The sequence below is a fragment of the Streptomyces sp. NPDC048659 genome, assembly GCF_040650575.1.
Lineage (GTDB): Bacteria > Actinomycetota > Actinomycetes > Streptomycetales > Streptomycetaceae > Streptomyces.
In genome coordinates this window covers 61822-86241 of sequence record NZ_JBEZHM010000032.1, presented here as the reverse complement: position 1 = coordinate 86241, position 24420 = coordinate 61822, and the positions used below count along the sequence as shown (strand labels likewise).

The window sequence follows — 24420 nt, the reverse complement described above, 5'->3', positions numbered from 1 at the left end:
GCCGTGGACACACCCCCCCGATCCACGGCGCTTCACACGAAAGCCCCCACGCGCCCCACCACGGCGGACGGGGGCTTTCGTGCGTCCGGGGGCGGTCCGGGCGGCGGCGGAGGCGGCAGGCAAGCGGCGGCTAGCGGTCGCTGACGCGCATTTCGAACCACGTGGTCTTGCCGCGTGGGGCCAGGTCCACGCCCCAGCGGTCGGAGAGCTTGTCGACCAGGAACAGGCCGCGCCCGCTGGTGTCCAGCTCGTGCACCGGCATCAGGCAGGGCAGCCCGCGCGAGGGGTCGCGCACCTCGATCCGGATCCAGCCCCGGCGGCGCAGCATCCGCAGCGCGAAGACCCGGGCGCCGGTGTGCCGCACCGCGTTGCCGACCAGCTCGGAGACGAGCAGCACCGCGTGCTCGGCGATCTGGGGCCCGAGCGCCCACTGGCGCAGCACGACCCACTGGGTGAGCCGGCGCGCGACCGCGGCCGACTCCGGGCGGGACGGCAGCCGGACGTCCTCCTCGGCGGGGTTCCCGTACTCCTTGAGCGCTTCCGCGGCCCGCTCGTCCTCCGCGGCCGGCACCCACCGGGCGGCGGTCCCACCGCCGCGCTGCCGCGGTTGATCCATACCATCCAGGCCCGCCATGCCCCCATCATGGCCGCAGCGGGCCGAACGCGGGGCCGTTCCACTCGAATCAGCCACCCGGAATCGACAATTCCGGGAAAACCGTCCGACAGGGCCCGGTCGGCCGCCGCCCGGCGGGGCGGCGGCGTCCGAACCGGCCCCGGTTCAGGCGAACTTGGCCTTGCCCGGACCCTCCTCGACGAAGCTGCGCATCCCGCGCTCCCGGTCCTCCGTGGCGAACAGTCCGGCGAACCAGGCGCGTTCGATGGCGAGACCCGAGTCGAGGTCCGTCTCCAGGCCCTGGTCCACCGCCTCCTTGGCCGCCCGCAGCGCGATCGCCGGGCCCTGCGCCAGCTTCGCGGCCCAGGCGTGCGCCTCCGCGTACACCTCGGCGGCGGGCACCACCCGGTCCACGAGGCCCAGCCGCAGCGCCTCGTCCGCCTTCACCATGCGGCCGGTGAAGATGAGGTCCTTGGCCCGGGAGGGGCCGATGAGGCGGGACAGGCGCTGGGTGCCGCCCGCGCCCGGGATCAGGCCGAGCAGGATCTCCGGCTGGCCGAGCTTCGCGTTGTCCCCGGCGATCCGGTAGTCGGCGCAGAGCGCGAGCTCGCAGCCGCCGCCCAGCGCGTACCCCGTGACGGCCGCGACGACCGGCTTGGGGATGCGGGCGATCGCGGTGAAGGAGTCCTGGAGCGCCCGGGACCGCTTGACCATGGCCGCGTGGTCCATGACCTGCATCTCCTTGATGTCCGCGCCCGCCGCGAACACCTTCTCGCCGCCGTACAGGATCACGGCCCGCACGTCGTCGCGGTCGCCCGCCTCCTCGGCCAGCTCGCGCAGCCGGTCCTGGAGGGCGATGTCCAGGGCGTTCATCGGGGGACGGTCGAGCCGGATCGTGCCGACGCCGTCGGCGACTTCGAGGTTCACAGTCATGGACCGAAGGTTAGCCGCCGTTAACGACGGGGGCCCCGGTGCCGTTGGTCACAGCACCGGGGCCCTTCGTCACGCGGCGGGGAGGCTCAGGACTTCCACTCCGACCAGGACATGTTCCAGCCGTTGAGGCCGTTGTCCGGCTTGATCTGCTTGTCGCGGGAGTTCTTCACGACGATCACGTCGCCGATGATCGAGCGGTCGAAGAACCAGGCGGCGGGGGTCGTGCTGTCCCCGGCGCCGCGGGTGTCGCGCAGGCCGACGCAGCCGTGGCTCACGTTCTCCGAGCCGAAGGTCGAGGCCGAGGCCCAGTAGTTGCCGTGCACGAAGGTGCCCGAGGTGGACAGGCGCATCGCGTGCGGCACGTCCTTGATGTCGTACTCGCCGCCGAAGCCCACGGTGGCGCCGTTCATGCGCGTCACCTTGTACTTCTCGCTGATGACCATCTGCCCGTTGTACGTGGTCGTGGACGGCGCGCCGGCCGTGATCGGCAGCGTCTTGAGGATCTTGCCGTCGCGCTCGACCTTCATCGTCTTGGCGCCGGCGTCCACCGTGGAGACCTGGCGGCGCCCGATGGTGAAGGTGACCGTCTTCTTCTGCTTGCCGTACACGCCCGGCCGGCCCTCGACGCCGTCCAGGTTGAGGTGCACGGTCACCTTGGTGCCCGCGGCCCAGTAGTCCTCCGGGCGGAAGTCGAGGCGGTCGTTGCCGAACCAGTGCCCCTCGATCTCCACGGGCGGCTCAGCCGTCACCTTGATGGCGCGCTCGACGGCCTCCGGGTCGGTGATGCCCCGGGTGAAGTTGATCGAGACCGGCATCCCGACGCCGACCGTGGCGCCGTCCTCCGGCGTGTAGTGGCCGATGAAGGTGTTCTTCGGGACGAGGGTGCTGAAGGTGGTGTCCTTCGCCGACTCGCGGCCCGCCGCGTCCTTCGCGATCGCGTGCACCTTGTACTGGGTGCCGCCCGCGAGGTGCCCCAACGGCTCCCAGCTCGCGCCGTCCGCGGAGATCTTCCCCTCGATCGGGGTGCCCTTGGTGTCGGCGACGGTGACCGTGGTCAGCTTGCCCTGATCGGCCGTCACCTTCAGCGCGCCGCTGGTGGCGACCGAGTCGGCGCCGTCCTTCGGGGCGATCGTCACGACCGCGGTGGACGCCGCGATCTCCTGCTTGCCCCCGGTGCCCGCCGGGTCCTCGGCGCCCTTGCCGCCGCCGGTGGCGCCGCTTCCGCCGCCGCACGCGGTCAGCACGAGGAGCAGCGTCCCCGTCGCCAGCGCCCCCAGGCGGGCGCCTCGGCGCCGGCGTCCGGCGGCCCCTCCGGATATCGGCTGCCCGTTCACTATGGTCTTCTCCCCTCGCACGACCCGGCTCCGCTCGGGCCCCGCCCCCGTACGCATCCTCCCGCGCACACGGCGTTAGATAATCACACCGCCGGACACGAAACTTCCACGCGAATGTCACCGTTCAGTCCCAGTTCACGCGGGGTGCGCGGGCGGGCGCGGAGGCGGGCGGGTAGGCGGGTGCGCGCGAGGGGGCGCGGGCGGGCCCGGCGGCGCGGGTCAGCGGAGCGCGGAGCCCCCCTTCCACAGGTTCCACTCCATGTTCCAGCCGCCCAGACCGTTGTCCGCGGCGACCTCCTTGTCCTGCGAGTTGACCACCTCGACCACGTCGCCGATGAGCGTCCGGTCGAAGAACCAGCCCGCCGGGGTGTCCGCCCCGCCGCCCTTCACGTCCCGCAGCCCGACGCAGCCGTGGCTCACGTTCGCCGAGCCGAAGGTGGACGCCGAGGCCCAGTAGTTGCCGTGCAGGAAGGTCCCCGAGTCGGTCAGCCGGATCGCGTGCGGCACGTCCTTGATGTCGTACTCGCCGCCGAAGCCGACCGTCCGCCCGTCCATCCGGGTCACCTCGTACAACTCCGTGACCACCATCTTCCCGTTGTACGTGGTGGTCTTCGGCGCCCCCGCGGTGATCGGCAGCGTGGCCAGCACGTCCCCGTCCCGGCGGATCTCCATCGTGTGCCGCTCGGCGTCCACCAGCGACACCTGCGAGCGGCCCACCGTGAAGCCGACCCGCTTGCGCTGGATGCCGTACACCCCGGGCGCGCCCTCGACGTCGCGCAGGTCCAGGTCGACGGTCACCTCGGTGCCCGGCCGCCAGTACGCGGCGGGGCGGAAGTCCAGCCGGTCCTTGCCGAACCAGTGCCCCACGACCTCGACCGGCGGGTCCGAGACGACCCGGATCGCCTTCTCGACCTCCGCGCGGTTGGCGATCTCGCGGTTGAACGAGAAGGAGACGATCATGCCGGTGCCGACCGTGGAACGGTTCTCCGGCTTGAAGTAGCCGATGAAGCGGTGCTCCGGGACCACCGTCGTGAACGTGGTGTGCCGGGCCGAGCGGCGCCCGTGGGCGTCCAGCGCCACCGCGTCCACGCTGTACTTCGCGGCCAGCGCCAGCCGGGTCCGGCCGTCCGGCCGCCAGCGCAGCCCGTCCGCCGAGATCTCGCCCGCCACCCGGGTGCGCTGCGCGTCCTCCACCTGGACCACCGACACCTTCTCCAGGCGCCCGCTGTCCACCCGCACCTCCAGGGGCCCCTCGGCGGGCACCCCGCGGCTGCCGTCCTCGGGGCTCACCCGGATCACGTCGCCCGGCGCCCGCGCCTTGCCCGGCAGGGTCACGTCCAGGCCGCCGCCGGCCCCGGTGCAGCCCGCGAGGCCCGCCAGCAGTCCCGCCACCGCGAGGGCGAACCCCGCCCGCTTCGTCACATGTCTCACGACCGGCCCAACGACGGCCACCCTCCAGGGGAAACGTGCGTGCGGGTCATGTTGGGAGGACGGCCGTGCGGGCAGAACAGGTGGGAGGACCACGCGCGGGGAACAGCGGCCGGGACGCCGCGCCCCCCGCGCAGGGAGAGCCGCGGGAGGCCGGGACGTGTCGAGCGCAGCCGAGCAGGAGGCGGTATCCGAGCGCGCCCAGGGCCGGGCGGGGCCGCCGGGCCCGGAGGTGTGGCCGGGCTCGCCGACCCCCCTGGGGGCCCGCTGCCGGGTCGGCCCCGACGGGGTCGCGGGCACCAACTTCGCGCTGTGGTCGGGCGGGGCGGAGGCCGTCGAACTGTGCCTGTTCGACCCGGACGGCACCGAGACCCGGCTGCGGCTGACCGAGCTGACCCACGAGATCTGGCACGGCTTCGTGCCCGGCGTCGGCCCCGGCCGGCGCTACGGCTACCGCGTCCACGGGCGCTGGGACCCCTGGACCGGGGCCCGCTGGAACCCGGCGAAGCTGCTCCTCGACCCGTACGCGCGGGCCGTCGACGGCGACTTCCGGCTGCCGTCCGAGGTGTACGGGCACGTCCGGGACTGGCCCCAGCAGCACGTCGCCGACACCGTCCGCGACGAACGGGACTCCGCCCCGTACGTCCCCAAGGGCGTGGTCGTCCAGGACGACGACGACTGGTCCGACGACCGCAGGCCCAAGACGCCCTGGCCCGACTCGGTCATCTACGAACTGCACGTCAAGGGCTTCACCGCGCGCCACCCCGGCATCCCGCCCGAGCTGCGCGGCACCTACGCGGGCCTCGCCCACCCGGCCGCGATCGAGCACCTCGTACGCCTCGGGGTGACCGCCGTCGAACTGCTGCCGGTGCACCAGTTCGCCCACGAGGACCACCTGCTGCGGCGCGGGCTGACCAACTACTGGGGCTACAACTCCATCGGCTACTTCGCCCCGCACGCCGGCTACGCGGCGGGCGGCACCGCCGGGCAGCAGGTCGGCGAGTTCAAGCGGATGGTGCGGGCGCTGCACGCCGCCGGGATCGAGGTCATCCTCGACGTCGTCTACAACCACACCGCCGAGGCGGGCGAGCTCGGCCCCACGCTGTCCCTGAAGGGCATCGACAACCGCGGCTACTACCGGCTGCCGTCCGACGCCCGCCGCTACACCGACTACACCGGCTGCGGCAACACCCTGCACGTCGTGCAGCCGCAGGTGCTCCGGCTGATCACCGACAGCCTGCGCTACTGGGTCACCGAGATGGGCGTGGACGGCTTCCGCTTCGACCTGGCGGCGGCCCTCGCCCGCTCGATGCACGACGTCGACATGCTCTCCCCCTTCCTCGCGGTCATCGCCCAGGACCCGGTGCTGCGCCGGGTCAAGCTGATCGCCGAGCCCTGGGACGTCGGCAACGGCGGCTACCAGGTGGGCGCCTTCCCGCCGCTGTGGACCGAGTGGAACGACCGCTACCGGGACGCCGTGCGGGACTTCTGGCGCGGCGCGCTGCCCGACGTCCGGGACCTCGGCTACCGGCTCTCCGGCTCCAGCGACCTGTACGCCTGGGGCGGGCGCCGCCCGTACGCCTCCGTCAACTTCGTCACCGCCCACGACGGCTTCACCCTGCGCGACCTGGTCAGCTACGAGCGCAAGCACAACGAGGCCAACGGCGAGGGCAACCGGGACGGCACCCACGACAACCGCTCCTGGAACTGCGGCGCCGAGGGCGAGACCGACGACCCCGCGATCAACGCCCTGCGCCGCCGCCAGCTGCGCAACCTGGTCACCACGCTGCTGCTGTCGACCGGGGTGCCGATGCTGGTCGCGGGCGACGAGATGGGCCGCACCCAGGGCGGCAACAACAACGCCTACTGCCAGGACAACGAGATCGGCTGGCTCGACTGGAGCCTGGCCGACGACCCCGGGCACGCCCAGCTCCTCGCCCTCACCCGGCGCCTGCTCGACCTGCGCCACCGCCACCCGGTGCTGCGCCGCCGCGCCTTCTTCTCGGGCCGGCCGGCCGCCGACGGGCTGCGGGACCTGGCCTGGTTCACCGCCGACGGCACCGAGATGACGGAGGCCGACTGGTACGCCCCCGCCGCCACGCTCGCCCTCTACCTGTCGGGCCGCGACATACCGGGCCGGGACGCCCGCGGCGACCGGGTCACCGACGACAGCTTCCTCGCCGTCCTCCACGCGGGCCCCCGCCCGGTCGACTTCCGCCTGCCGGGCCCGCCGTGGGCCCGGTCGTACGAACGGCTCGTGGACACGGCCCCGGAGGACCAGTCCCACGCCCCGGGCACGGTGCACCGGGGCGGCGGGACGATCACGGTGGCGGGGCGGTCGGTGGTGCTGCTGCGGGTGGGGGGCTAGGGCAGGGCCCGGCGGGAGCCCGGCCCCCGGCGGCCACCGCGGCGCGACGGCGGTGGCCGGCGGGGGAAGGGGCACGTGGCGGTCCGTCGAGCCCCCGTGGACCGCCCCGTGCGGGTCCAGTGTGGGGCCGGGCGGGGCGGCTGTCGTTGGCTTTCGGTGCGGGGTTCGTTGGCGTTGGGCGCGGGGTCAGCCGAGGATGCCGCGCTGGTAGCCGACGGCGACGGCCGCCGCGCGGTCCTTGGCGCCGAGCTTGGCGTAGATGTGGGTCAGGTGGGTCTTGACGGTGGCCTCGCTGAGGAAGAGCTGGGCGGCGATCTCGCGGTTGGAGGTGCCCCGGGCGACGAGTTCGAGGACCTCCTTCTCGCGGGCGGAGAGGCTCTCGTCGGCGGGGGCGGCGGGGGTGCGGACGCGGGTGACGAGGCGGCCGGCGACGGCCGGGGAGAGCACGGTGCGGCCTTCGGCGGCGGCCCGGACGGCGGCGAACAGCTCCTCGCGGGGCGCGTCCTTGAGGAGGTAGCCGGTGGCGCCCGCCTCGATCGCGGGCAGGGTGTCGGTGTCCGTGTCGTACGTGGTGAGGACGAGGACCCGGGCGCGGGCGCCGTGCCGGACGAGGGCGCCGATCGCCTCGACGCCGCCTCCGCCGGGCATCCGCAGGTCCATGAGGACGACGTCGGGGTCGAGGCGCAGGGCGAGGGCGACGCCCTCGACGCCGTCGGCCGCCTCGCCGAGGACGCGGAAGCCGGGGTCGCTCTCGAACATGCCGCGCAGGCCGTCGCGGACGACGGGGTGGTCGTCGACGAGCAGGAGGGTGATCTCAGTCATGGGGCGCCAACGGTACGCGAGCGCTGACGGCCGTGCCCATGCCGGGCTCGGCCTCCAACGTGAGTGCGCCCGCGAGGCGTTCGGCGCGGGCCCGCATCCCGGCGAGGCCGAAGCCGCCGGTGCGGTGGCGGGCGGGGAGGGCGGCCGGGTCGAAGCCCCGGCCGTCGTCGCGTACGTCCAGGGTGATCTCGTCGCCCATGTAGGAGAGGGTGACACCCGCGCGGGTGGCGCCGGAGTGCTTCTCGGCGTTGGCGAGGGCCTCCTGGGCGATGCGCAGCAGGGTCGCGGCGATCTCCTCGTGCACCGGGTGCTCGGTGCCGGTGACGGTGAACCGGGCGTCGACGCCGGTGCGTTCGGCCCAGTCGGCGACGGTGCCGCGCAGCGCGTCGGGAAGGCCGGCGTGGGCGAGGGCGACGGGGCTGAGGTTCTGCACGGAGCGGCGGGCCTCGCCGAGGCTGTGCCGGGCGAGGTCGGCGGCGCGCCGCAGCCGGATCTCGGCCTGGGCGGGGTCGGTGGTGGCGCCGACGGCCTGGAGCTGGGTGATGACGCCGGCGAGGCCCTGGGCGATGGTGTCGTGGATCTCGGCGGCGAGCCGCCGCCGTTCGTCGGCGACGCCGGCCTCGCGGGCCTGGACGAGGAGCTGGGCCTGGAGGGCGGCGTTCTCCTCCAGGGCCTCTTCGAGGCGGGCGTTGGCGCGGGCCAGCTCCTCGATGGTGGCGGCGCGTTCGCGGGCCTTCTCGGCGTCCTTGACGCCGAGGTGGGACAGGCCGACGGCGAGGCAGCCGTTGAGGACGAAGAGGCCCGCGAAGGCGACGGTCTGCATGAGGCCGCGGGGCGGCAGGCCGCCGGACTGGGAGCCCGCGAGGGTGAGGGCGACGGCGAGGAGTCCGGCGCGGACGGCGGCGGGCCGGGGCGGCAGGAGGTGGGCGGCGTCGAAGTAGCCGACGCAGGCGAAGACGGCGAAGAAGGGGTTGGTCCAGGTGAGCGCGAAGCCGAGGGCGGTGCGCAGCGTGAAGTAGACGACGGAGGCGGGCCCGGGGGCGCCGGGGACGTGGAGGGCGGGCAGCGGGTCGGGGGGCTCGCCGTCGACGGCCCGCTGGTGGGCGTGCCACCAGAGCTGGAGGGCGAGGACGGCGCCGGAGAGGATCCCGGCGACGACGGCGCGGGTGGCGGTCATCAGCTCCCCGGCGGAGGCCGCGGCGAGCGCCCCGGCGACGGCGAGCAGCCCGTACGGCCCCCAGCGGAAGAACTGCTGCCAGCGTTCCTCGACCGACGTGTGCGCGGTCACCCCGTCCCCCTCGCTCGTCATTCCCAGCGGAACTTCCGGACCGCCGCCGCCGTGAGCGCCACCGTCCACACGGCCATCACCCCGAGCGGCCCCCAGCCGGGCCAGCCGCCGCCCGCCGCCGCGTCCAGGGCCGTGGAGGCGGCGCCGTACGGGCTGAAGCCGACGATCTCGCGCAGCGTATCCGGCATGGACTGGACGGGCAGCCAGACGCCGGCGGTGAACATCGAGGGGAAGAAGACGGCGGAGCCGACGGCGGTGGCGATCTTCTGGGTGCGGGAGACCGCGCAGACGGCGGCGCCGATGGCGAGGGCGCAGCCGGTGGCGAGCAGCAGGGCGAGGAGGTAGCCGGCCGGGGCGGCGGGCAGGGCGACGCCGAAGGCGAGCCGTCCGACGCCGATGGCGAGCAGCGCGGAGAGCAGGGCGGCCCCGCCGTGCAGGACGAGCTGGGCGGTGAGCAGGGTCGCGGGCCGGACCGGGGTGGTGGACATCCGGCGCAGGATGCCGCGTTCGCGGTAGCCGGCGAGGACCGGGGGCATCGCCTGGAGCCCGGCCATGATGAGCGCGAAGAGCACGGAGACGGGCACGTACACGTCGATCACCCGGCGTCCGCCGAGTTCGGCGGCGGGCTCGCGGAAGGAGGGGATCGAGCCGAGGATGACGAGCAGCACGGTGGGCGAGGCCATCACCCAGAACAGGGCGGCGGGTTCGCGGCCGAAGAGCCGGATCTCGGTGCGCAGGACGGTGCGGGCGGCGGCGGTGGTCACTGGTCGGCTCCGGTCAGGTCGAGGTAGGCGTCGTCGAGGGTGGTGTCGGAGACCCGCAGGCCGCGGGCGGTGACGCCGCGGCGGGCGAGCAGCGGGACGAAGGCGTCGACGGTGGTGTCGTCGCCGGTGAGGACGGTCCGCCCGGCGGCGGTCTCGACGCGCACGGCGCCGGGCAGGGCGAGCAGTTCGGCGGGGTCCAGCGGGGTGTCGGCGGCGAAGGAGACGGTGCGGGCGGCGCCGGACCGGCGGATGAGCCCGGCGGGGGTGTCGAGGGCGGTGACCCGGCCCTTGTCGATGACGGCGACGCGGTCGCAGAGGCGCTGGGCCTCCTCCATGAAGTGGGTGACGAGCAGCACGGTGACCCCGGAGCGCCGGATGTCCTCGACGAGCGCCCAGGTGTCCCGCCGGCCGCGCGGGTCGAGTCCGGTGGTGAGCTCGTCGAGGACGACGGCCCGGGGGTCGCCGACCAGGGCGAGGGCGATGAAGAGCCGCTGCTTCTGGCCGCCGGAGAGCTTGGCGTAGCGGGTGCCGAGCTGCCCTTCGAGGCCGAGCCGCTCGGCCAGGGCCCGCCAGTCGGCGGGGCGTTCGTGGAAGGAGGCGTACAGTTCGAGCGCCTCGCGGACGGTGAGCTTGGCCTGGAGCTCGCTCTGCTGGAGCTGGACGCCGAGCAGCCGGGTGACGTCGGCGTGCCGGGCGACGGGGTCGAGCCCGGCGACGCGGACGGTGCCGCGGTCGGCGCCCCGCAGCCCGGCGACACACTCCACCGTGGTGGTCTTCCCGGCCCCGTTGGGCCCGAGGATCCCGAAGATCTCCCCCTCCTCCACGACGAAACTCACGCCGTCGACGGCCTTGTGGGCGCCGTACGCCTTGTGCAGGTCCTGTACCTCGATCATGGGCATGACCCCAGGCTCGCGAGAACGGGCTCCCGCCGGTATCGGCCATCCCGCTCGACCCGCGGTCAGCCGATCGGTTGATGGCGGAAAACCACATGAGCGATGTCAGGGGCGAACCGTAGTCTCGGACCTGATGCCCACTGAACATGTACCCACCAAGCACTCGCGCTCCACCGTGCGCACGCTGCTGCGCCTGTGGCCGTACGTCCGCCCGGTGCGCGCCCGGCTCTTCACCGCCGCGTTCGTGGCGATCGTGGCCTCCTGTCTCTCCCTCGTCATCCCCCTCGTCCTGAAGTGGCTGGTGGACGGCCCGGTCACGGCGGGCGACCAGCGGGGGGTGTGGTTCGGCGCGCTGTACCTCCTCCTGCTGGGCATCGCCGAGGCGGTCCTCTTCGGGGTCCGCCGCTGGCTGGTGGCGCGCCCGCTCGCGGGGGTGGAGGCGTCGATGCGCGCCGACCTCTACCACCGCCTCCAGCGGCTGCCGATCGCCTTCCACGACCGCTGGCCCTCCGGCCAGCTCCTGTCCCGGGGCACGACGGACCTCATGCTGGTCCGCCTGTTCCTCGCCTTCCCCCTGACCTTCCTGCTGGTCAACGCGGTGACGATCCTGGCCGGTTACGCGGTGCTGTTCGCCCAGGAGTGGACGCTGGGCCTGGTCCTGCTGGCGCCGGTCGCGCCGATGGTGTTCCTCTGCTCGTTCTTCGAGCGCCGCTACGCGGTGGTGACCCGGCGGTCCCAGGACCAGGTGGGCGACCTGACGACGCTGGTGGAGGAGAGCGTCCTCGGCATCCGGATCGTCAAGGGCTTCGGCCGCCACCGCGACCAGACGGCGGCCTTCCGGAACCTGGCCGCCCAGCTGCGCGGCACGGAGCTGGCCAAGGCGCGGCTGCTGGCGTGGATCTGGGCGGTGATGACCCTGCTGCCCGAGCTGGCGGTGGGCGCGACGCTGGTGCTGGGCACGCTCCAGGTGGCCGACGGGGAGCTGTCGGCGGGCACCCTGGTGGCGTTCCTGTCGACGGCGCTGGCGCTGCGCTGGCCGGTGGAGTCGATCGGCTTCCTGCTGGCGATGAGCCAGGACGCGGCGACGGCGACGGAACGCTACTTCGAGGTGATGGACGCCCCCGAGGAGGAGGACGACCCCACCCCCTCCCCCCGCGCGCACACCACGGGCCTGACCTTCGAGAAGGTCTCCTTCGCCTACCCGGACGCGGCCCCCGGCACCGCCCCGGTCCTGGCCGAGGTGGACCTGCACATCCGCCCCGGGGAGACCCTGGCCCTGGTCGGGACGACGGGCTCGGGAAAGACAACCCTGACCGCCCTGGTCCCGCGTCTGCACGAGCCGACCGGGGGCCGGATCCTGCTGGACGGCGAGGACATCACCCGGATCCCCCGGGACCGGCTGCGCTCGCTGGTCTCGATGGCCTTCGAGGAGCCGACCCTGTTCTCCACGAGCATCGGCGAGAACGTCCTGATGGGCGCCGACGACGGGGCGGGCCCGCCCGAACTGGACCGCGCCCTCGCGGTGGCCCAGGCGGAGACCTTCGTGGCCCGCCTCCCCGAGGGCACCGCGACCCAGGTCGGCGAGCAGGGCCTGAGCCTCTCGGGCGGCCAGCGCCAGCGCCTGGCCCTGGCCCGCGCGGTGGTGGGCCGCCCCCGCTTCCTGGTCCTCGACGACCCGCTCTCCGCGCTGGACGTGCACACCGAGGCGAAGGTGGAGGCGGCGCTGCGCGAGGTGCTGCGCGGCACGACCGCGCTGGTGGTGGCGCACCGCCCGTCGACGGTCCTGCTGGCCGACCGGGTGGCCCTGCTCTCCGGAGGCCGTATAGCGGCGACCGGCACCCACCAGGAACTGCTCGCAAGCAGCGCCGAATACCGATGGCTGATGTCAGGCGACGACGAAACGGCCCCCGAGGAGTCCCGATGACGAACACGGACAGCCGAAATCAGACCCGAGGGGGCCGGGGCGGGGGTGGGGGTGTCCGGACGTGGCGGCGCCCGCAACGAGCGAAGCGAAGTGAAGGTCGCAGTCCGGACACCCCCACCCCCGCCCCGGCCCCCGCCCCCACGACGGCGACGGAAACAACGGCGGCGGAAGCGACAGCGGCGAAGGCGGACCCCTTCGACCAGGACGACCTGCCGACACCCCCCGGCGCGACCGGCCGCCTCCTCCGCGACCTCCTCTCCACCCACCGCGCCCGCGTCACGGCGGCCATGCTGGCCCTCCTGGTCCAGCAACTGGCCCTCCAGGCGGGCCCGCTCCTGGTGGCGTACGCGATCGACCGGGCCGTACCGGCGTTCCGCGCCGGAGACCACACCCCCGTGCTCGCGGTGGCCCTCGGCTACCTGGCCTGCGCGGCGACGAGCGGCCTCCTCCAGTACGTGTTCGTACGGACGGCGGCCCGGGTCAACCAGGACGTGCTGCTCGACCTGCGCGGCCGGATCTTCCGCCACGCGCAGGCGCTGAGCGTCGACTTCCACGAGCGCTACACCTCGGGCCGGCTGATCTCCCGCTCGACGACCGACGTGGAGTCGCTGCGCGAGCTGCTCTCCGAGGGCCTCCAGGAACTCCTCGGCGTGGCGCTGTCGTTCGTGTCGATCGCGGTGCTGCTGCTCTGGCTGGACCTGGGCATCGGCGCGGTGGCGGTGGCGTCGTTCGGCCCGCTGTACCTGCTGGTCCGCAGCTACCGGCGGCGCTCCGCGGCGGTGTTCGCGGTCCGCTCGACGGCGATCGCCCGGGTGATCGTGAAGTTCGCGGAGACCCTGAACGGCATCCGGCCGGTCCGGGCCTTCCGCAGGGAGGCGGCGAACGACGCCGAGTTCGCGGTCCTCAACGCGCGCCACGAGCGGAGCAACGGCGACGCGCTGCTGGAGATGGCCCGGTACGTGGTGGGCTCCCGGCTGGTGGCGAACACGGCGGTGGCCGCGATGTGCCTGTGGGGCGCCTACCGGGTGGCGGGCGGCACGCTGGAGCTGGGCGTGCTGGCGGCGGCGGTGCTGTACGTGCGCCGGCTGTACGACCCGATCGACCGGCTCGGCATGTTCCTCAACTCGTACGAGTCGGCGGCGGCGTCGCTGGCGAAGATCGCGGGCCTGCTGGCGCAGCGCCCGGGGGTCCCGGAGGCGGCGGAGCCGAGGGCGCTGCCCGAGCGGACGGGGGCGCCGGGCCGCGAGGTGGAATTCGAGGGCGTGGGCTTCGCGTACCGGACGGGCGGCGAGGTGCTGCCGCGCTTCGACCTGACGATCCCGGCGGGCCAGACGGTGGCCGTGGTGGGCTCGACAGGCGCGGGCAAGTCGACGCTGGCGAAGCTGCTGGCCCGCTTCTACGACCCGACGGAGGGCCGGATCCTGCTGGACGGGACGGACCTGCGCGAGCTGGCGACGCCGGAGCTGCGGCGGGGCGTGGTGATGGTGACGCAGGAGGCGTTCCTGTTCTCGGGGACGGTGGCGGAGAACATCGCGATCGGGCGCCCGGAGGCGAGCCGCGAGGAGATCGAGCGGGCGGCGAAGGCGATCGGGGCGCACGAGTTCATCGCCGCGCTGCCGGACGGCTACGACACGGACGTCCGCAGGCGGGGCGGCCGGATCTCGGCGGGCCAGCGCCAACTGGTGGCGTTCGCGCGGGCGTTGCTGGCGGACCCGGCGGTGCTGATCCTGGACGAGGCGACCAGCTCGCTGGACGTGCCGGGCGAGCGGGCGGTGCAGCGGGCGATGGACACGGTGCTGGCGGGCCGTACGGCGGTGGTGATCGCGCACCGCCTGTCGACGGTGGAGGTGGCGGACCGGGTCCTGGTGATGGAGGCGGGCCGGGTGGTGGAGGACGGCACCCCGAAGGCCCTGACGGCGACGGAGGGCCACTACGCGGGCCTGCACCGCGCCTGGCGGGACAGCCTGGTGGTCTGACGGGGCGAAGCCCCGAAGGAACAACCCCCACCCCACCCCACCCCGCACCGCACCGCCCCCCTCACCCCCCTCACCCCCCTCACCCCCCGGAAACCCCCCGCCGCTTCCCCCGCAGCAGCCCGTACGCGAGCCCCGCCGCGACCAGCATCAGCAGCGCCGCCCCACCCGCCGCGGCGGCGAGGGACTCGGTGAAGGCCGCGCGGGCGGCGGCCAGGACGGGCCCGGGGCCGCCGAGGGCCCCGCCGAGGGTCTCGCGGGCGGCGGCGGGCGCCGAGGCGGGCATGGCGGCGGTGTAGACGGCGCCGCCGAGGGCGCCGAGGAGCGCCATGCCGAGGGCGCCGCCGAGCTCCTGCCCCGATTCGAGGACCGCGGCGGCGGACCCGGCGCGCTCGACGGGCGCGGCGCCGAGGGCGAGTTCGTTGCCGAGGGTCATGGCGGAGACGAGCCCGCCCGCGTATCCGGCGCTCGCGGCGAGCACGGCCCACAGCGGGGTGCCGAGGTCGGTGCGGGCGAGCAGGGCGAAGCAGCCGGCGCCGAGGAGCAGGCCGCCGGTCATGACGTACGCCCGGTCGACGGTCCGGGCGAGCGCCGTGGCGAGGGGCGCGGCGCCCATGACGCCGAGGGTGGGCAGCAGGCTCCACAGGGCGGCCTCGAAGGGGCTCTGGCCGAGGACGGACTGCAGGTACTGGGTGGTGAAGACGGCGAAGCCGACGATCGCGGCCATGGCGAGCAGGTTGACGAGGACGGAGCCGCCGTAGGCGGGCCGGCGCAGCAGGGCGAGGTCGACCATGGGCCGGGCGATCCGGGTCTGGCGGCGCAGGAAGACGGCGCCGGCGCACAGCCCGGCGAGGACGGCGAGGGCGGCGGGCCCGGTGCCGGAGGACCAGCCGTGCCGGGCGAACTCCTTGACGCCGTAGACGACGGGCAGCACCGCGGCGAGGGAGAGCAGCGCGCTCCAGCCGTCGAAGCGCCCGGCCGCGGCGGCGCCGTCGGACCCGGCACCCTCGGACCCGGCGCCCTCGGACCCGGCCCCGCAGGCCCCGCCGCCGCAGGCCCCGCCGCCGCGCCCGGCGGGCAGCAGGAGGGGGCCGAGGACGAGCAGCAGGGCCATGGCGGGCAGGTTGACGAGGAAGACCGAGCCCCACCAGAAGTGTTCGAGGAGCGCGCCGCTGAGGACGGGCCCGAGGGAGACGCCGCCCGCCATGACGGCGGTCCAGGCGGTGACGGCCTTGGCGCGCTGGGCCTCGTCGCGGAAGAGGGTGCGGACCATGGCGAGGGTGGCGGGCATCAGGCAGGCGCCGCCGACGCCGAGGAGGGCGCGGGCGGCGATGAGCCCGGCGGCGCTGTCGGCGAGGGCGGCGGCGCAGGAGGCGAGGCCGAAGAGGGCGGCGCCGCCGAGGAGGAGCCGGCGGCGGCCGATCCGGTCGGCGAGGGCGCCCATGGTGATGAGGAGCCCGGCGAGGACGAAGCCGTACACGTCGAGGATCCACAGCTGGGCGGTGGCGCCGGGGCGGAGTTCGGCCGCGATGGCGGGGAGGGCGAAGTAGAGGACGGAGACGTCCATGGAGACGAGGAGCAGGGGCAGCATCAGGACGCCGAGGGCGGTCCATTCGCGGCGGCCGGCGAGCGGGGCGCCGGGGGCGCGGGGCGGGGTGGTGAGCGTCATGGGGGCACGGAAGCAGTGCGCCGGACGGGTCGCCAGGCCCGCCCTAGTGCACCCCTGTCAAGCACGAAGAAGGGCCTGGTGGGCGGGGGTTGGGGCACCTCGGGCGCACTAGTACACTCCGCGCCCATGAGCAGCCGACCGCCGTATCTGTCCATCGCCGCCGAGATCGGCCACCGGATCCGGTCGGGGGAGCTGGCGCCCGGGGAGCGGGTCCCGTCGACGCGGGCGATCACCCGCGAGTGGGGCGTGGCGATGGCGACGGCGACGAAGGTGCTCGCGGAGCTGCGCCGGGAGGGTCTGGTGCGGCCGGAGCCGGGGGTCGGCACGGTGGTGGTGGACCCTGCGGCGCATCCGGCGGGGGGCCCGGCGGGCGGCGGGCTGTCGCGGGAGCGGATCGTGGCGGCGGCGGTGGCGCTGGCGGACGCGGAGGGGCTCGGCGCGGTGACGATGCGGCGGCTGGCGACGGCGCTGTCGGTGCCGACGACGGCGCTGTACCGACAGGTGCCGGGGCAGGGCGAGCTGGTGCGGCTGATGGCGGACGCGGTGTTCGCGGAGGTGCCGCTGGGGCCGGTGCCGGCGGAGTGGCGGCCGGGTCTGGAGCGGGCGGCGCGCTGGCTGCGCGGGGTGTACGCGCGGCACGGGTGGATGGCGCACGCGATGGCGGGCTTCGTGCGGCCGGTGGCGGCGCCGCACGCGATGGCGTACGCGGAGTGGGTGCTGGGGGTGCTGCGGTCCACGCCGCTGTCGGCGGAGCGGAAGCTGTTCACGCATCTGACGCTCCTCGCCTATGTCCAAGGGATGGGAATGGCGGGCGAACTGGAGGCGCGGGCGCGGCAGGACTCGGGGCTCTCCGGGGGCGAGTGGATGGACGAGAATGAGCCACGGTTCGATGCGATCCAGTCCGCCGGAACGTACCCCTCCCTGCACGCCATGGCCGGAGAGCTGATGTTCCCCATGAGCCTGGACTCTCTCTTTGAATTCGGCCTCGGGAGAACGCTGGACGGCATCGCGACCATGATCGACGAAACGTCCGCTTAACGAACAGTGACCTTCGGACTGCGGAGCGTTTCCGGCCAACTTGTTGACGCGCTCCTGACAGATGGCGGCCACGACTGCCACTCTCTCCCCCGGCTCTTCGCACCAATGTCCGGCGCATCACCCGGACGTGCTCCACAGCTCTGCTTGCTCAGCCCGGGCGGCGCCACCCCGTGCCCCCGGTACCCCCCTCGCAAAAGGAGTCTGCGTGAGATCCACGCCCAGCCGTCGCGCCACCGCGACCGGCGCCCTGATCGCTGCCGCCGCCATGCTCGCCGTCGGCGTGCAGACCGGTTCCGCCACCGCCGACCAGTTCGGCGCCGCCCCCAAGGCGCAGGTCGCCTCGCAGGCGAACCCCGGCAAGCTGCCCGCCGACCTCTCGCCGGCCCAGCGCGCCGCGCTGATCCGCGCCGCCCAGGCGGACACCGCGGCGGAGGCCAAGCGCCTCGGCCTCGGCGCCCAGGAGAAGCTGGTCGTCCGGGACGTCATCCAGGACCGCGACGGGTCGACGCACACCCGCTACGAGCGCACCTTCGCGGGCCTCCCGGTCCTCGGCGGCGACCTCATCGTCGAGGCGACCAAGGCGGGCGCCACCACGTCCGTCACCAAGGCCACCCGCGCCGACATCAGCAAGGTCGACACGACCGCCACCCTCGCCCCGGCCGCCGCCGAGCGCCAGGCGCTGGGCCGCGCGACCGCCGAGGGCTCCAAGAAGGCCAAGGCCGACCGCGCCCCGCGCAAGGTCGTCTGGGCCGCCAACGGCACCCCCGTCCTCGCGTACGAGACCGTCGTCGGCGGCCTCCAGCACGACGGCACGCCCAACGAGCTGCACGTCATCACGGACGCCACGTCCGGGGCGAAGCTCTACGAGTGGCAGGCCATCGAGACCGGCGTCGGCAACACCCAGTACAGCGGCCAGGTGACCCTCGGCACCGCCCCGTCGTACAGCCTGACCGACACCGGCCGCGGCAACCACAAGACGTACGACCTCAACGGCGGCACGGGCTCCGGCACCGGCACCCTCTTCACCAACACCACGGACGTCTGGGGCAACGGCACCACGTCCAACCGCGCCACCGCCGGTGCCGACGCGCACTACGGTGCCGCGCTCACCTGGGACTACTACAAGAACGTGTACGGCCGCTCCGGCATCCGCGGTGACGGCGTCGGCGCGTACTCCCGGGTCCACTACGGCAACGCGTACGTCAACGCGTTCTGGTCGGACTCCTGCTTCTGCATGACCTACGGCGACGGGTCCGGCAACACCAAGCCGCTGACCTCCATCGACGTGGCCGCCCACGAGATGACCCACGGCGTCACCTCGAACACGGCCGGCCTGGTCTACAGCGGCGAGTCCGGCGGCCTCAACGAGGCCACCTCGGACATCTTCGCGGCGGCCGTCGAGTTCTACGCCAACAACACGTCCGACCCGGGCGACTACCTCGTCGGCGAGAAGATCGACATCCGCGGCAACGGCACCCCGCTGCGCTACATGGACAAGCCGAGCAAGGACGGCTCGTCCAAGGACGCGTGGTACTCGGGCATCGGCTCCATCGACGTCCACTACTCCTCGGGTCCGGCGAACCACTTCTTCTACCTGCTCTCCGAGGGCAGCGGCGCCAAGACCGTCAACGGCGTGAACTACGACTCGCCGACCTCCGACGGCCTGCCCGTCACCGGCATAGGCCGGGAGAAGGCCGCGCTGATCTGGTTCAAGGCGCTCACCACCAAGTTCAACTCCAGCACCAACTACGCCGGTGCCCGCACCGGCACGATCGCCGCGGCGACCGACCTCTACGGCGCGACCAGCCCCGAGGTCCTGGCCGTGCAGAACGCCTGGGCCGGCATCAACGTCGGTCCGCGCCCCGGCGGCGGCAACCCCGGCGGCACGGTCTTCACCAACGACACCGACGTGTCCATCCCGGACAACGGCGCCGCGGTGACCTCGTCCGTGACCGTCTCCGGTGTGACGGGCAACGCCCCGGCCGCCCTCTCGGTCGGCGTGGACATCGTCCACACCTACATCGGTGACCTCGTCGTGGACCTCGTCGCCCCCGACGGCTCGGTCTACAACCTGCACAACCGCGCCGGCGGCAGCGCCGACAACATCAGCCAGACCTACACCGTGAACGCCTCCTCCGAGGTCGCCAACGGCGTCTGGCAGCTCCGTGTCCAGGACAAGGCGTCCATCGACACCGGCTACATCAACCAGTTCAAGCTGACCTTCCCGTAAGCCGGGAGGGCGCCGGCCCCGGCCGGCGCGGCTGAGACACCGCCAGGACGCCCGGAGGGATCGCTCCCTCCGGGCGTCCGCGCGTCTGCGTAGGGTGGCCGGATGATCAGGGTGCTGCTGGCCGACGACGAGACGATGATCAGGGCGGGGGTCCGGGCCATCCTCGCCGCCGACCCGGGCATCGAGGTGGTCGCCGAGGCCGGCGACGGCCACGAGGCCGTGGAACTGGCCCGGCTGCACCGCCCCCACGTCGTCCTGCTCGACATCCGGATGCCCCGGCTCGACGGGCTCGGCGCCGCCGAGGAGCTGCGGACGGCGGCGCCCGGCACCGCCGTCGTCATGCTCACCACCTTCTCCGAGGACGCGTACATCACCCGCGCCCTCGGCAGCGGCGTCAGCGGCTTCCTGCTCAAGTCCGGCGACCCACGCGAACTGATCGCCGGCGTACGGGCGGTCGCCGAGGGCGCCGCCTACCTCTCCCCCACCGTCGCCCGCCGGGTCCTCGACACCCTCGGCGGCGGGCGCTTCTCCCGCGCCGCCGAGGCCCGCGCCCGCCTGGAGCCACTGACCGGACGCGAGCGCGAGGTGGTCGCGCTCGTCGGGGCGGGCCTGTCCAACCAGGAGATCGCCGAGCGCCTGTACGTCGTCGAGGGCACCGTGAAGGCCCACGTCAGCGCCGTCCTCGGCCGGGTCGGCCTGCGCAACCGGGTGCAGCTCGCGATCCTCGCGTACGAGGCGGGGCTGGTGCCCGGTGCCTGAGCGGGCCCGGGAGCGGGCCTTCGACCTCGCGCTGTGGCTGCTGCTCTGCGTCCCCGTCCTGCTGAAGTCCGACCCGGAAGACGGCGGTTCCTGGCCCCGGGTCGCCGTCGGCGCGGCCGTGCTCGCCGTGTGCGTGGCGCTCGGACGGCGCTGGCCCACCGTCCCGCTCGCCCTCGTGGTGGCCGCCTCGCTGGCCACCAGCCCCGAGCTCTTCACCCCCTCGTACACCCTGGCCCTGGTCGCCTTCGGCTGTCTCGCCGGACGCCGGGCCGAGGCCGTCCGCCCGGCGCTGTGGCTGTTCGGGGCGGTGCCCCTGGCGGGCCTCGCGCTCGTCCGGCTCACCGGCCGGCCGCTCGGGGTGTGGTTCGCGCTGCTCCTGTCGCTGGCCCTGGCCGTCGTCGCGCCCTGGCTCATCGGGCGCTACGCCCGCCAGTACGACCGGCTGGTGCGCAGCGGCTGGGAGCTGGCCGACCGGATGGAGCACGAACAGGCGGCCGTCGCCGACCGGGAGCGGCTGCGCGAGCGGTCCCGGATCGCCGGTGACATGCACGACTCGCTCGGCCACGACCTGGCGCTGATCGCGATCCGCGCGGGCGCCCTGGAGGTGGACCCGGCGCTCGGCCCGGACCAGCAGCGGGCGGCGGGCGAGCTGCGGCGGGCGGCGGCCGACGCCACCGGGCGGCTGCGGGACATCATCGGGGTGCTGCGCGAGGGCGACGAGGAGGCGGCCGACGCGCCGGTCGCCCCGGCGGACGAGACCGTCGCCGAACTGGTGGCCCGCGCCCGCGCGTCCGGGATGCCGGTCGAGCTGCGGGAGTCCCCGCGGCGGGACGGGGCCGCGCCGCTGCCGGAGATGACCGCGCGGGCGGTGCACCGGGTGGTGCGGGAGGGCCTGACCAACGCGGCCAAGCACGCGCCGGGGGCGCCGGTGGAGGTCCACCTGGACCATCCGGAGCACCCCGGGCGGCCCGCCGGGACCGTCCGGGTGCGGGTGGTGAGCGGGCCCGCCGGGGCCGGGCGGTCGGGGCTCGCCTCGGGCGGCACGGGCCTCGTCGGGCTGGACGAGCGGGTGCGGCTGGCGGGCGGCACGCTCGGCCAGCGGGTCACCCCCGGGGGCGGCTTCGAGCTGTCCGCCGCGCTGCCGCCGCACCCGCCCGCCGCGCGCCCCGCCGCGCCCCGCTCGGCGCGGGAGCTGGACCGGGCGCGGCGCGAGGTGCGGCGGGGGCTGGCGCGGGCGATCTGGATCCCGCTGGCGCTGCTGGCGGCGCTGGGGCTGCTGATGGCGGGGGTGGCGCTGTACACCCAGCACCAGTCGTATCTGGAGCCGGAGGACTACACGAGGATCCGGCTGGGGCAGACCCGTGCGGAGGTGGGCGAGCGGCTGCCCGACCGGCCGCTGGACGGGCGGCCGGCCCGGGCCCCGGCGGAGCCGCCGGGGATGGACGAGTGCCTGTACTACCGGGCGACGATGTTCGCCGCGATCCCGGTGTACCGGCTCTGCTTCCGGGCCGGCCACCTGGCGGACCGGGCGGAGGTGCCGTGAGCCCGGCGCCCGCCCCGTACCGCCGTATCGCCGGCCCTAGCGCAGGATCACTCCCCCGTTGTCGCCGCCGGTCTCCGCCGGGAGCGCGACCAGGCCCGGCTCGGCCGGGTGGGCGAGCAGCGGGTGGGCGGGCAGTACCCGGACGGTGCAGCCGAAGGGGCCGGTGCGGTCGAGGGAGAGGGTGCCGCCGTAGGGGATCCGGCCCTCCAGGTCGGGGCCGCCGGTGGGCTTGAGGACGGTGGCGCGGGGGTCGAGGAGGCGGTCGTCGGGGTCGACCCGGCCGGTGACGGCCTGCACCTCGACGTCGTCGGGGGTGAGGTCGCCGAGCGCGACCCGGACCCGGACGGCGGGGGTGGCGCCGAGTTCGGCGTCCTCCAGGCCGTCGCCGATCTCGACGTGGTCGACGGACACCTTCGGCCAGCCGCCGCGCACCCGGGCCTTCCAGTCGGCGAGCGCGCGGGCCCCGGCGGGGCCGAGCGCCCGGTGGGCCTCGGCGGCGGGGGCGTAGAGCCGGGTCACGTACTCCTTGACCATCCGGTCGGCGAGCACCTTGGGGCCGAGGTCGCGCAGGGTGCGCCGGACCATGGTGGTCCAGCCGGAGGGCACCCCGTCGGGGCCCCGGTCGTAGAAGCGGGGGGCGACCCGGCGCTCGATCAGCTCGTAGAGCGCGGCGGCCTCCAGGTCGTCGCGGCGGTCCTCGTCGCGGGCGGCGGCGCCGTCGGCGGTGGGGATGGCCCAGCCGAAGTCGGGCTCGAACCACTCGTCCCACCAGCCGTCCAGGACGGAGAGGTTGAGGCAGCCGTTGAGCGCGGCCTTCATGCCGCTGGTGCCGCACGCCTCCAGGGGGCGCAGCGGGTTGTTGAGCCAGACGTCGCAGCCGGGGTAGAGGCCGCGGGCCATGCCCATGCCGTAGTCGGGGAGGAAGACGATCCGGTGGCGGACCCGGGGGTCGTCGGCGAAGCGGACGAGTTCCTGGACGAGCCGCTTACCGCCGTCGTCGGCGGGGTGGGCCTTGCCGGCGACGACGAGCTGCACGGGCCGCTCGGGGTGGAGCAGCAGGGCGCGCAGCCGGTCCTTGTCGCGCAGCATCAGGGTGAGCCGCTTGTACGAGGGGACCCGGCGGGCGAAGCCGATGGTGAGGACGTCGGGGTCGAGGACGGTGTCGGTCCAGCCGAGTTCGGCGGCGGCGGCGCCGCGCTGCCGCCAGGAGGCCCGGACCCGGCGGCGGACGTCGGTGACGAGCCGTTCGCGCAGGGTGCGGCGGAGCTCCCAGAGGGTGCGGTCGTCGGCGTCGGGGGCGAGCCGGGCGACCTCGGGGGCGGTCCAGGTGGGGGCGTGGACGCCGTTGGTGATGGAGGTGAGGGGGACCTCCTCGCCGTCGAAGCCGGGCCAGAGGCCGGCGAACATGGCGCGGCTGACGGAGCCGTGCAGGGTGGAGACGCCGTTGGCGCGCTGGGCGAGCCGCAGGCCCATGGCGGCCATGTTGAAGACGCCGGTCTCGCCGCCGAGGGCGGTCTCGTCGCCGAGGGCCAGGATCCGGCCGGTGTCGAGGCCGGGGAGTTCGCCGTCCTCGCCGAGGTGGCGGGCGACCAGGGCGCGGTCGAAGCGGTCGATGCCGGCGGGGACGGGGGTGTGGGTGGTGAAGACGGTGCCGGCCCGGACGGTCTCCAGGGCCGCGTCGAAGTCGAGTCCGTGTCCGGCGAGTTCGCGGATGCGTTCGAGTCCGAGGAGGCCGGCGTGGCCCTCGTTGGTGTGGAAGACCTCGGGGGCGGGGGTGCCGGTGAGCCGGCACCAGGTGCGGACGGCGCGGACGCCGCCGATGCCGAGGAGCATCTCCTGGAGCAGCCGGTGTTCGCTGCCGCCGCCGTAGAGCCGGTCGGTGACCTCGCGTTCGCCGGGGGCGTTCTCCTCGACGTCGGAGTCGAGCATGAGCAGCGGGACCCGGCCGACCTGGGCGATCCACAGGTGGGCGTGGAGGCTGCGGCCGCCGGGCAGGGCGAGGGTGATCCGGGCGGGGGTGCCGTCGGGCTCGCGGAGCAGGGTGACGGGGAGCTCGCCGGGGTCGAGGACCGGGTAGTGCTCCTGCTGCCAGCCGTCGCGGGAGAGGGACTGGCGGAAGTAGCCGTGGCGGTAGAGGAGTCCGACGCCGATGAGCGGGACGCCGAGGTCGCTGGCGGCCTTGAGGTGGTCGCCGGCGAGGATGCCGAGGCCGCCGGAGTACTGGGGCAGGGCGGCGGTGACGCCGAACTCGGGCGAGAAGTACGCGATGGAGGCGGGCGGTTCGCCGCCCTGGCGCTGGTACCAGCGGGGCTCGTGGAGGTAGCGGTCGAGCTCGTCGGCGGCGGCGCGCAGCCGGGCCTGGAAGTCCTGGTCGGCGGCGAGCGTGGTGAGCCGCGCGGTGTCGATGGCGCCGAGCACGCGGACGGGGTCGCCTTCGGCGTGGCCGAGCGGGTCGAGCGAGTCGAAGAGTTCGCGGGTGGGTTCGTGCCAGGACCAGCGCAGGTTGCGCGCCAGGTCGGCGAGGGGTCGAAGGGTGTCGGGGAGGACGGGGCGCACGGTGAATCGACGGATTGCCTTCACGTGTTCCACCTTCGCAGGGTGTGACGGAGCGGAGCGGAAGCACCACGCTGTGCGGCCGGGGTTCCGTCCGAGACGCTAGCCCGCGCGGGGGCGGGGGAAACCGGCCCCGTCCGACAAGGAGCGGGCCGATTTCTTGTCCGGGACGTGTTCTTGCCGGTCCGGCTACGCCCTAGTAGTTAACAAAGCGCCGGATTGCCCACCCGAAAACCGTGGGAAGGCTCCTCCCCGTACCCCTTCTTACTCCTTCCAGACCCGCCATCC

Annotated in this window: 17 protein-coding genes; 7 read left to right on the top strand and 10 right to left on the bottom strand. The window is 74.4% G+C overall.

What is annotated here, in order from left to right; all coding sequences use genetic code 11:
- Window positions 1-130: 130 nt before the first annotated feature.
- The 4 genes from AB0C99_RS23705 to AB0C99_RS23690 form a co-directional block, all read right to left on the bottom strand.
- Window positions 131-634 (bottom strand): ATP-binding protein, encoded by a 504-nt coding sequence (locus AB0C99_RS23705; protein WP_362478328.1) that lies wholly within the window; start codon window positions 632-634, stop codon window positions 131-133.
- Window positions 635-778: 144 nt separating this feature from the next.
- Window positions 779-1546: an enoyl-CoA hydratase-related protein gene (locus AB0C99_RS23700; RefSeq protein ID WP_362478326.1), complete on the bottom strand. Its 768-nt coding sequence runs from the start codon at window positions 1544-1546 to the stop codon at window positions 779-781.
- Window positions 1547-1632: 86 nt separating this feature from the next.
- Entirely contained in the window at window positions 1633-2880 is a 1248-nt protein-coding gene (locus tag AB0C99_RS23695; protein WP_362478323.1) for an Ig-like domain-containing protein, read from the bottom strand.
- A 219-nt stretch (window positions 2881-3099) separates the two neighbouring features.
- Entirely contained in the window at window positions 3100-4311 is a 1212-nt protein-coding gene (locus AB0C99_RS23690) for an Ig-like domain-containing protein (protein WP_362478321.1), read from the bottom strand.
- A 157-nt stretch (window positions 4312-4468) separates the two neighbouring features.
- On the opposite strand from AB0C99_RS23690, the gene glgX reads away from it, so the two are divergent.
- Complete coding sequence (gene glgX / locus AB0C99_RS23685; RefSeq protein ID WP_362478318.1) at window positions 4469-6676, top strand: glycogen debranching protein GlgX; 2208 nt, start codon at window positions 4469-4471, stop codon at window positions 6674-6676.
- 186 nt (window positions 6677-6862) lie between these two features.
- Here glgX and AB0C99_RS23680 read toward each other — a convergent pair whose 3' ends face one another.
- From AB0C99_RS23680 to AB0C99_RS23665, 4 genes are read right to left on the bottom strand one after another with little or no spacing between them, the layout of a single operon-like run.
- Window positions 6863-7498, bottom strand: coding sequence for a response regulator transcription factor (locus tag AB0C99_RS23680; protein WP_362478315.1), 636 nt, complete (start codon window positions 7496-7498; stop codon window positions 6863-6865).
- Window positions 7491-8807 carry a sensor histidine kinase gene (locus tag AB0C99_RS23675; RefSeq protein WP_362478313.1) on the bottom strand — a complete coding sequence of 439 codons (1317 nt, stop codon included), beginning with the start codon at window positions 8805-8807 and terminating at the stop codon, window positions 7491-7493. The genes AB0C99_RS23680 and AB0C99_RS23675 overlap by 8 nt, the downstream gene beginning before the upstream one ends.
- A complete protein-coding gene (locus AB0C99_RS23670) occupies window positions 8804-9550 on the bottom strand; it encodes an ABC transporter permease (protein ID WP_362478310.1) in 747 nt (248 codons plus the stop codon). Before AB0C99_RS23670 ends, AB0C99_RS23675 begins: the two co-directional genes overlap by 4 nt.
- Window positions 9547-10449, bottom strand: coding sequence for an ABC transporter ATP-binding protein (locus AB0C99_RS23665; protein ID WP_362478307.1), 903 nt, complete (start codon window positions 10447-10449; stop codon window positions 9547-9549). The genes AB0C99_RS23670 and AB0C99_RS23665 overlap by 4 nt, the downstream gene beginning before the upstream one ends.
- 127 nt (window positions 10450-10576) lie before the next feature.
- On the opposite strand from AB0C99_RS23665, the gene AB0C99_RS23660 reads away from it, so the two are divergent.
- Complete coding sequence (locus AB0C99_RS23660; protein ID WP_362478304.1) at window positions 10577-12367, top strand: ABC transporter ATP-binding protein; 1791 nt, start codon at window positions 10577-10579, stop codon at window positions 12365-12367.
- Window positions 12364-14343 (top strand): ABC transporter ATP-binding protein, encoded by a 1980-nt coding sequence (locus AB0C99_RS23655; RefSeq protein WP_362478302.1) that lies wholly within the window; start codon window positions 12364-12366, stop codon window positions 14341-14343. The genes AB0C99_RS23660 and AB0C99_RS23655 overlap by 4 nt, the downstream gene beginning before the upstream one ends.
- 79 nt (window positions 14344-14422) lie before the next feature.
- Here AB0C99_RS23655 and AB0C99_RS23650 read toward each other — a convergent pair whose 3' ends face one another.
- Window positions 14423-16009, bottom strand: a complete 1587-nt coding sequence (locus AB0C99_RS23650) for an MFS transporter (RefSeq protein ID WP_362478300.1) — start codon at window positions 16007-16009, stop codon at window positions 14423-14425.
- Between the two features lie 126 nt (window positions 16010-16135).
- Here AB0C99_RS23650 and AB0C99_RS23645 point away from each other — a divergent pair, with 126 nt between their 5' ends.
- The 4 genes from AB0C99_RS23645 (at window position 16136) to AB0C99_RS23630 (ending at window position 21579) form a co-directional block, all read left to right on the top strand.
- Window positions 16136-17047 (top strand): TetR/AcrR family transcriptional regulator C-terminal domain-containing protein, encoded by a 912-nt coding sequence (locus tag AB0C99_RS23645; RefSeq protein WP_362478297.1) that lies wholly within the window; start codon window positions 16136-16138, stop codon window positions 17045-17047.
- Between the two features lie 205 nt (window positions 17048-17252).
- Window positions 17253-19277, top strand: a complete 2025-nt coding sequence (locus tag AB0C99_RS23640; RefSeq protein ID WP_362478294.1) for a M4 family metallopeptidase — start codon at window positions 17253-17255, stop codon at window positions 19275-19277.
- A gap of 102 nt (window positions 19278-19379) precedes the next feature.
- Window positions 19380-20036 carry a response regulator transcription factor gene (locus AB0C99_RS23635; RefSeq protein WP_362478291.1) on the top strand — a complete coding sequence of 219 codons (657 nt, stop codon included), beginning with the start codon at window positions 19380-19382 and terminating at the stop codon, window positions 20034-20036.
- Window positions 20029-21579, top strand: a complete 1551-nt coding sequence (locus AB0C99_RS23630; protein WP_362478288.1) for a histidine kinase — start codon at window positions 20029-20031, stop codon at window positions 21577-21579. Before AB0C99_RS23635 ends, AB0C99_RS23630 begins: the two co-directional genes overlap by 8 nt.
- 36 nt (window positions 21580-21615) lie before the next feature.
- On the opposite strand, the gene glgP is transcribed toward AB0C99_RS23630, so the two are convergent.
- Window positions 21616-24159: an alpha-glucan family phosphorylase gene (gene glgP, locus AB0C99_RS23625; RefSeq protein ID WP_362478285.1), complete on the bottom strand. Its 2544-nt coding sequence runs from the start codon at window positions 24157-24159 to the stop codon at window positions 21616-21618.
- Between the last annotated feature and the right edge of the window lie 261 nt (window positions 24160-24420).

What these genes read in the sequence shown, in the direction of transcription:
- AB0C99_RS23705 (WP_362478328.1), bottom strand. Translation starts at nt 634, where the DNA reads ATGGCGGGCCTGGATGGTATGGATCAACCGCGGCAGCGCGGCGGTGGG.
- AB0C99_RS23700 (WP_362478326.1), bottom strand. Translation starts at nt 1,546, where the DNA reads ATGACTGTGAACCTCGAAGTCGCCGACGGCGTCGGCACGATCCGGCTC.
- AB0C99_RS23680 (WP_362478315.1), bottom strand. Translation starts at nt 7,498, where the DNA reads ATGACTGAGATCACCCTCCTGCTCGTCGACGACCACCCCGTCGTCCGC.
- AB0C99_RS23675 (WP_362478313.1), bottom strand. Translation starts at nt 8,807, where the DNA reads ATGACGAGCGAGGGGGACGGGGTGACCGCGCACACGTCGGTCGAGGAA.
- AB0C99_RS23665 (WP_362478307.1), bottom strand. Translation starts at nt 10,449, where the DNA reads ATGCCCATGATCGAGGTACAGGACCTGCACAAGGCGTACGGCGCCCAC.
- AB0C99_RS23660 (WP_362478304.1), top strand. Translation starts at nt 10,577, where the DNA reads ATGCCCACTGAACATGTACCCACCAAGCACTCGCGCTCCACCGTGCGC.
- AB0C99_RS23655 (WP_362478302.1), top strand. Translation starts at nt 12,364, where the DNA reads ATGACGAACACGGACAGCCGAAATCAGACCCGAGGGGGCCGGGGCGGG.
- AB0C99_RS23650 (WP_362478300.1), bottom strand. Translation starts at nt 16,009, where the DNA reads ATGACGCTCACCACCCCGCCCCGCGCCCCCGGCGCCCCGCTCGCCGGC.
- AB0C99_RS23645 (WP_362478297.1), top strand. Translation starts at nt 16,136, where the DNA reads ATGAGCAGCCGACCGCCGTATCTGTCCATCGCCGCCGAGATCGGCCAC.
- AB0C99_RS23635 (WP_362478291.1), top strand. Translation starts at nt 19,380, where the DNA reads ATGATCAGGGTGCTGCTGGCCGACGACGAGACGATGATCAGGGCGGGG.